The following is an 8,289-nucleotide window of genomic DNA, read 5'->3' as shown; positions in this document are numbered from 1 at the left end:
GAAACGTAGTTCCCTTCCAAACACTTCTCACAAGATAAGAGTCGCTGGGGTTTGAGGAATTAACCCAAGCAGTGAACGTATTCGCGCCCCGGCTAGTGTACTCAAGCTCGCGGTCAAGCCAGTTGGGGTCATTAGCTAAAAATATTGTCATAGTTACTAGGGCGTGTCCTCATTTCATTTTCAACCAAATGAAGGTGCACGCCAGGTAAACCATGGATTTGAAATTTCGTGCCAGCTTCTCAAAGCGAGTGGCAATGCTGCGAAAGTGCTTCAGCCGAGCAAAGAGGTTTTCTACCAAATGGCGATGCCTGTAGAGAAAGGCATCAAACTCCGGATTTGGCGTCCTGTTGTTTGATCTTTTGGGGATGATCGGGTTGATGCCCCCTGCCCTAGCATGGTCACGGATGCCCTCTGAATCATAGCCCTTGTCAGCAATGAAGTGGTCGGCTTGATCGACCTTCTTTATGAGGTGCTCTGCAACCGTGGCGTCGTGGACGTTACCCCCAGTGACTTCAAAATCGACCGGATTTCCATGCGCATCGGCGAGCATATGAAGTTTGGTGGTAGCTCCTCCTCGTGATTTTCCAATGGCCCGCTCTTCTCCATGCCGAGCTCCACTCGCATGCTGGTGAGCGCGGAGGTAACTTCCGTCGGCGAATACCCACTCCGTATCAATTTCGCCTCGTAGCTCAAAAAAAATTGCTCCCACAGTCCTTTGGTGGCCCAGCGGTTGAAGCGATTATAGGCCGTTTTCCAGGGGCAAAACTCACTTGGAACATCGCGCCAGGGAGCGCCGGTTCGGAGTTTCCAGAGTATTGCTTCCATCACATTTCGATCATTGGGCCAGCGGTGGCAACCCTTTGCTTTCATGGTGACTTGAAGCTGTTCCCAAATGTCATCGGTCAAAACATATCGTGTCATGGCTGTACTCCCCCTCTGTTAAGAAGAGTCGCATAACCCCACAGAAAATCAATGAGGGACAGCCTTTCTTTCAAAATGAGGACACGCCCTAACTTTATTACTGACGTACCGACTCCCCTCGAATGTATACGCATAGCTGACCTCAGCTCTATAGTTTGGCGATGAATGCCGCTTTCTCCCTGGCACCTTCACCATACTTTTTCCAAAATAACAGCCGGCACTTCATCCCAGGAAACACTGCGCCCATAATCATACAAAGGAATCATCACAATACTAAAAAGCAAACGTATGCCGATCCAAAAAGCACATGCCCAAATATAAAAAAACGCCATACCCTTTCTTAACATTTAAAAACTCAATCATTAACTGCTCTCACTTTAAATGCTGATACAAAAAGCACGCTTGGATTAACATCATAAGTCAGTGCGATGAAAATCATTTCGAGGTTAAAGGGTAGATAGCAGCGCGGGCCACTGTAGCGAGCAACACGGATCAACAAGTATCCTTTCTATTCAAACAGCCTTGAAATGAATTATATTTCCCATCTAGCTTATCTTCGTAGGCCGGCTTACTAAAAGTACTACTCCAAGCTGCAATCGTTGTACAGCCTGGAGAAATGCCACTTTAAATGGTCTCGTTTTGATGTTTTCGCTCCATTACAAGAACACCTAGCACATGGATAGCCCCGCCTGGAATTAACGTATAGCGTTTTTTCTCACGTTAGGGATAGTATGGGTCAGTGAGCGAAGCATGCTCTTATGCCTGAGAATCTCACGTACGGATGGTATAAAACATTGCAATGAATCTCTTGATATCTTCTGTCACCAAAAAATCACTGGGCTCCATTAACCAGAAGCTCGTGGCTTCTTGATCATTGGGTATAATCCCGACAAGCCCGAGATTGCCATCCTGATTCATGAAAATAGTCAGCGACCGGTCCGGTGCTTCCAGTTCAATTGTTTCCTGAACATCGTCAGACGCGATAACGCTTTTCCGAAAGGCGTCAGCATCAGCCACCAACTGCCCGATCAAAAGCGTTGGCACCCCGAAATCGGTAGAGAACAGCAGCCCTTCCGACGCGAATAAATCAGGCTTGGAAAGCTTGACGTCTTGATCATTCCAATTAATCGGCACATCGAATACGTAAGGTACGTACCAATCTACCCAGTCGGACACATCAGGCGAAAGAGGTTCGACATCGAAAAGCTCGGCTAGACCTGCCCCCTGCTCATCTACAGCCGCCTGTTTGTTCTCCAACCATTCATCCCTGGCCGATTGCAAAGCGGCAAACTCAGGCCCTTCCTCATCTATCTGCTGGAAGGTGAAAGCGATTTCAAACGGCACGCCATGAATCATCACAAACTGTTCGGGCGTTTCGAGCCGAAGCCCAGCAGTAGGGTTGTCCGGGCTTGTCGCCTGGTTGGTCTCGAAATCGAAATCGTAATGTAGAGGCGCTTCCTGCGCTTCCATATAGATCTCAGCTGTGCGGCTTTCGCGATCAAACCTGGCCCAGGCGCGCTCCATGCTCGCTTCAATCTCGGGCAACATGGAATCCGCCATAAGGTTCGCTTCTACCGCTTCTATCGAGTCCACGGCATAGACGCCTGATTGAGGTATTTCCGAAGGACCAGCCAATACCTTCCCCATCACGACTACCAACAAAAAAGGAGCAACAATCCATTGTTTCATGGTTCACAATCCATACTGTTTGATTAAATGTTGGCACGACTGAACATCATTCAAACCGTGCCATGACGTGATGGGTAACGCTTAAGAACGGATTAAGCGTCCTTGAGCCTTAAAACATCCCGTTGGCATTACGGCTCGACATTGGCACTACTCGAGGCGGTGATAATCTCACCGCCATGATCCGTCTTGCAGCCAAGATATGCCGTGGGGCGCCCATCGTGATGGGAGTGGCTGGAGCCTTCGATGATGGTCGCGCCGCAGCCGGTTTTATCCCCCACCCGCGCCACGGGCTGGCGAACCGGAGACGATTTCGGTGGTGCCGTGGCCGGGGATGGGGCAACTGTGCAAATCGCCTTTACGCGCAACAGGTTTCATGAAGCAACCGCCGCAATACGCCACTCGCCTGCTGATGTACGATAAAACAACATAGGGATAGCCGTTTCTTCTTTATCTGGCTGCCCGGGATAAGACCAATAAATCGGACTGGGTAAAATACGCACAAGGCGCCCATCTCCCATAAACTCTAAACTATCGTCTGCTGGATCATTAGCAATGTCCAATGGTTGTAAAACTGGACCATTCGGCTCCTGATGCAATCCAACTAGTTGTGAGCCAACAGGCAGTGATTCAATGTAATCCCTGGCGCTCTTTCCTCCGGCCATCAGCAAACCAGCCCGATCCCAAACCGGCTCAAATTCGCGTACTATCGCGTCTGTATTACCTTCTTCAAATAGGCGATGCAGACGCTCATAGGCTTGGCGTAACTCGTGCCGTAACCGAGGGGTATCTTGCAGTGGCGTGGCATCGTTCACCCAGTGAAAATCGGGAATGGTATCCAGCAAACGGAAGTTCATATCTACTCGTTCCGCCGCCAGTAAATCACCATTATCCACGACTAATCTGCTTGGCGAATTAATCTGAAACTCCCCACGGGTACGCAGATGTTCGCTCTGGTGTATCGTCTCGCCAAGAGCATTGGCAGGATTATTGGGGAAATCTACCAGCTCCCCAGTATCCATATCGTAACGCAATTGCAGTGTATTAATTAGCTCCTTCTGCTGGGTGCTAGTATTGATCGCCTCAATGGAGACATCGACATAGAAGGTTGGTTTAGGCCCTTGGATAAACTCGCCTGTTTCAGGATCTTGCTCTAGTAACGGTGCATAAATAAGCGACACCGTATTTTGTCCTTCCCTTAGGCTTGTGCTAATTGGGTACGAAATAGAGTATTGCTCTGTCAATTTATGAGAGAGCACATTTATATCATTAATTCTTAACGTCCACGCGGCACCTTGGGTATGAATATCAACCCAGTACTGGCGGTCAATTGGCTGCGCCATGGCGCTGGTCGATAAACTGACTAAGCAAGCGATGGCAAGCCAAGCGATAGCCAAAGCACTGTATTTTCCATATGATGCGTTTGCCACTAACCGCCCAACGACTCCTTTCACGACCTCTCTCCTTGTATAGTTATCATTCCCCATAAGGTTAGGGCTGAACCTTGGCGATACTTGAAGCTGTAATAATCTCACCGCCATGATCCGTCTTGCAGCCAAGATAAGCCGTGGGGCGGCCATCGTGATGGGAGTGGCTTGAGCCTTCGATAATGGTCGCACCGCAGCCGGTTTCATCGCCCACCCGCGCTACGGGCTGGCCCTCTACTTTAGAGGGCGAACCGGAGACGATTTCGGTGGTACCGTGGCCAGGGATGGGGCAACTGTGCAGGTCGCCTTTGCGGGCTACGGGTTTCATATATCCACCAGTATTCTGGCTACTCGCCATTCGCCGCCTTTAGACTTGTAAAACACCACCGGGAAGCTAGCGTAACGCTTGCTGCCACTCGGGGGGTGCTCCCACAAAATGGGGGTAGGGCGAATACGTACCAATCGGTTATTCGCCATAAACTCTACTTGATCATCTTGCGGGTTATCTTCCCAGTAAAGTGGTAAAAGTTCTTCACCATCGGGCCGCACTCTTTTAAAAGCGGCCAATCCATTGTGGGTATTTTCAATGAAGGCTCTTGCAGATTCTCGTTCAGTGAGCATATATGCCGTGCGCCCCCAAACGGGCTCTACCTCACGAAAAATGGCTTCTGCATCGTTGCGATCAATCATTCCGTGGATATTTTGATAGGCTTCACGCAGCTCACGGCGCAGTTCGGGCGTATCTTCAAGCTCAATTGCGTCTTTTTCCCAATGAGCCGAGGGTATAGGGTCATCGACAGTAAAGGTAATATCCAGCCGGTAGCCATCCAGTGTCCACCCTCCACCAAAAATGATGTTTTCAAACTCGGACAATTGAGGACGACCATCACTACGAAGATGTGGCTGGTTTAATACCTGCTCCTCCCCGCCCGCTGTATTTTCCAAGTGTTCGAATTGACCTTCTTCTTCGTTATAACGCATGCGCACCAGGTGAATACGCTCGCGTTCGCCTGTTGTCCATTGGTTGCGACCAAGGGCGATATCAATTAAAACACCATCATGTAAAGAGTAATTATATTCACCTGTTTCAGCATCCTGTCCCGTTACAGGTGAAAAAAGTAGCGATAGCGTGTTCTCGCCTTCACGCAAATGCATGCCAATATTGGGAGAGGCATCAGAGTAAGCGACCTTGTCATTGTTACGTACAAAAATATCATTAATACGTAAAGACCAGGCACTGCCCTCGGTATGTATATAAGCGTTATAGCGATTTTCGAAATTGTCAGCCATGACATATCCTTGCCAAATAATAGTAATAAAGGTCAATATAAAAAAACGACTTAATAAGCTTGCCATTGGGGCTCCTTGGGTTCCCAGATAATATAAGTTCCCCTCCCCTGAGGAGGATCTTCACGTTGTCGCGCTATTTCTTCTGCCTTTTCTCTTGAATCATTGATATGCTCTTCAGCATGTTTAAATAGATCGGTAATCTGCACCTCTGCTATACCGCTTAGGTCTGGCCCTTTTTGCTCAACATTATCGTCGTCACTATTGTCTATCTCAATTTCTACATATGCTCTCAGCGTTAGCACCACTCCCTCAAATTCATAACTACGCTGGCGCTCGCCATCTCTTTTCTCCACCGCCCAGCACCAGGAAGTATGTAGAGAGCCACTAGCCCCTGCTCGTGCACTAAATATCCATGCTTCAGCTTCGACTTCAATAGCGAGCTCAGCTCGCGCTTTGATCTCTATCTTTCCGCCAATCTCTTGCTGGATGGCTTCATTCGCTCCCTCCAGACTGCCATTCGCGGGAATGGTGATACTGGCACCGCTATCGATGGAGTGAGTCAGGCTCCCTGTAGCAGCCATTTCCAGATAAGCGTCCAGCGTGGCAGAAATATGCTCGCCGGCGGCCATACGAGCGCGCGCTTCTTGAATGGCTTTATGCCCAGGCCCTGAGAACGCCATGGCTAGCGCGTCTATAAAATCGAGCTTTCCGGAAACGCCAATACTGAATACCGTCGACAGACTGGCAATGGAAAATTGCAGGTCTGGCGAGCTGGTTTTCGCCTCGAGTTCAATCCCTTCTGACTCCAGAGTCAGTGACTTGGTGAGGCGCACACCCGAGGCATACTTGGTTCGATCCAGTGGTTGGCGTTGCTCATTGCCTTCTGATACGTAGTGATCCAGCGTACCAATGATGCGTGCCATCATGCCGACCAGACCGGGAGCCGTACTTTCACGATCCGCAGCTTGTCCCGTATTCGCTGAACCACCGGCTGTTCCTTCCGCTGAAATCTCATACGAGGCGAACTTGCCGGTTAAATCTCCCCTTGCCTCAGCAGAGGCTGTCACCCCGGCGGTGGTAAACCCTATGTGGCTCGCCAGCTCCAGTTTGCCCTTCAGACTGACATAGGGCACTGGAATCACTTGTAAAGCCATTCCCATGGCAGGATCCGTAAGGCACTGCGTTGGAGTAAACGATGCCCCTTCGCTTCCCTTTAGTGTGGAGGCGATGGCGAGCATTGCATCCATGGCAAACAGTGCGTTCAGTACATTTTCAGGCACGTACTTCTTCAAGGCCATTGTCGTGTTTATATATTGGTAATAGCCCATCGCTACTTCAGCTTGCTGTTCCTCAATGCGCTGGCGACCATCTACCAGCCCTGTTGTTTCTAACCGTGGACGGTTCAAGTGACCTACTTGGCAACGCTGTCCTCCCCACTCGGTTTTCACATTGGCGGTTAGATATGCTCCTTCCATTTCCTTGGCAATGACAAGTAACCTGGTTGCATAAATAGGTTCAGGGCCACCTGCTATACGCTCTGGGGGCCAGGTTATTTTACGTGAGTCGTCGCTACTATCTGAAACTGTGCCGTTAATGAAGCAGCACGGTTCGTTGGAGCGGCACTCTACACAAATAGCGGCAAAGTCTGGGTCCATTGTTTTGCCATCACTGGGCACAGGCGGTAATACACTACTGGTAAGAGGTTGCCCTTCATTGCCACCGAGCTCTACCCAACGATTTGCCCAAGAACGCATTACCGGGCATCCAGCGGGAGCTGAATCGTCATCATCTCGAAGATCCACGGAGTGACTAATTTGATCTTCAAGAACGCGGCGCTCTTCAGCAGAGAAGCGATCACCATCTGTCGCCAGTATATATATAAGATCGTCAGGTGTGGCTAAGTAACTCATTGGCTTGTTCCTTTCCGTAGGTCTTCTTTACGCCATGTGATGTCTCTCTCATGCGTAGCCGTAATGCGTTCTTTAAAATCAGTCTGGAGCTGCATTCGGAAGAACCATTCGTCAATAAACTGTCGTTTCTGCCAAGTTAATAAGCGCGTATTACTCAGAGTCCGAGATACCGCTGGATAGCGCTCGTCAAAATCATCACCAAAATAAAGAACACATTGAGCAAGGGTTTTAATCTGCTTTCTAGAGGTAAGACCATACTTTCCGCCTAGCTTTGTTGCACTCTCAATAGCGACCAATAGCTGCTCAGGGGAGTGGGTAGCAAATTGCGCGCTCATTTCATTCGCTATATTCCGCTTAGCGCGAACACTCAATAAGCGGCCAAATCGCGCAAACTCTTCCTGGCCGATGGCAAACTGCCGTACCTGCCCTCGCGCGTCGCGGGCGTCATCGCTGAGCGAGATCATCAGCAATCTATCCTGTACCTGCTGAGCGGGCGTCTCCAGCGCGATGGAGGGGATTAACGTCAGCGCTGGCGGAAACACCATCAGCGGGGAAGCAGGAATAAAGACGGCTTCCAGCGGCGCCATAAAGGCGGCCAGCTTCCAGGGCTCGAGCGCTTGGCTCATGTCCAGGGCAACGCGGGGGTCGTAGAAGCGGAAGTACACCGGGGCCTGGTCGTTGGCCGGGGTCCAGAGCATGGTGAACTTGCGCAGGTGCGTGCGCAGTTGCTTGAGCGTGGCACGGGAGTGAAACAGCACGCCCCAGTGCTGATCCTGGGGCAGGTTTTCAAGCCAGGTCCGAATGTCGCTGTCGGCTTCCAGGCGTACAAGCCACGGGGCACTGGCCTGGGTGGCGGTGTCGGTGGTGGCGTAAAGGCAGGCGTGCTGGGCGTCGGTCTGGCCCAAACGCACCAGCCCCAGGCCGTCCTGATGGCACTGCTGCAGGCGTGCTCTGGTAATCGCCCCGGTTATAAATGGCGGGATTACCGTAACTGCCGCCGACCGTTAGTCCGTACTCGCCATCGATCTGCTCGGTGTGATTGGTGTGTACCAGCC

Annotated in this window: 8 protein-coding genes; all 8 read right to left on the bottom strand. The window is 50.6% G+C overall.

The window, feature by feature from the left end; all coding sequences use genetic code 11:
• Nucleotides 1-169: 169 nt before the first annotated feature.
• Nucleotides 170-921 (bottom strand): IS5 family transposase gene (locus ACT3TY_RS06075; protein ID WP_193054704.1). Its coding sequence is split into 2 segments (ribosomal slippage): nucleotides 170-693 and nucleotides 693-921, totalling 753 coding nucleotides; the frame shifts between segments, so codons are not numbered across the junction.
• A 771-nt stretch (nucleotides 922-1,692) separates the two neighbouring features.
• Nucleotides 1,693-2,610, bottom strand: a complete 918-nt coding sequence (locus ACT3TY_RS06070; protein WP_444627650.1) for a hypothetical protein — start codon at nucleotides 2,608-2,610, stop codon at nucleotides 1,693-1,695.
• Nucleotides 2,611-2,738: 128 nt separating this feature from the next.
• The gene (locus ACT3TY_RS06065; protein WP_441677942.1) at nucleotides 2,739-2,888 is read right to left on the bottom strand and encodes a hypothetical protein; all 150 of its coding nucleotides are present in this window, start codon (nucleotides 2,886-2,888) and stop codon (nucleotides 2,739-2,741) included.
• Between the two features lie 93 nt (nucleotides 2,889-2,981).
• Nucleotides 2,982-4,061 carry a hypothetical protein gene (locus ACT3TY_RS06060; RefSeq protein WP_444627649.1) on the bottom strand — a complete coding sequence of 360 codons (1,080 nt, stop codon included), beginning with the start codon at nucleotides 4,059-4,061 and terminating at the stop codon, nucleotides 2,982-2,984.
• Nucleotides 4,062-4,098: 37 nt separating this feature from the next.
• Nucleotides 4,099-4,362 (bottom strand): PAAR domain-containing protein, encoded by a 264-nt coding sequence (locus tag ACT3TY_RS06055; protein ID WP_441677938.1) that lies wholly within the window; start codon nucleotides 4,360-4,362, stop codon nucleotides 4,099-4,101.
• Complete coding sequence (locus ACT3TY_RS06050; protein ID WP_140398965.1) at nucleotides 4,359-5,324, bottom strand: hypothetical protein; 966 nt, start codon at nucleotides 5,322-5,324, stop codon at nucleotides 4,359-4,361. Before ACT3TY_RS06050 ends, ACT3TY_RS06055 begins: the two co-directional genes overlap by 4 nt.
• Nucleotides 5,325-5,374: 50 nt before the next feature.
• The gene (locus tag ACT3TY_RS06045; RefSeq protein ID WP_444627648.1) at nucleotides 5,375-7,234 is read right to left on the bottom strand and encodes a hypothetical protein; all 1,860 of its coding nucleotides are present in this window, start codon (nucleotides 7,232-7,234) and stop codon (nucleotides 5,375-5,377) included.
• Entirely contained in the window at nucleotides 7,231-8,139 is a 909-nt protein-coding gene (locus tag ACT3TY_RS06040; protein WP_444627646.1) for a DUF4123 domain-containing protein, read from the bottom strand. The genes ACT3TY_RS06045 and ACT3TY_RS06040 overlap by 4 nt, the downstream gene beginning before the upstream one ends.
• Nucleotides 8,140-8,289: the final 150 nt, after the last annotated feature.

The organism is Halomonas sp. AOP22-C1-8 (assembly GCF_052378905.1).
Lineage (GTDB): Bacteria > Pseudomonadota > Gammaproteobacteria > Pseudomonadales > Halomonadaceae > Vreelandella > Vreelandella citrativorans.
Note: the sequence above shows the minus strand (reverse complement) of the source record. Positions and strands in the feature narration are given on the sequence as shown.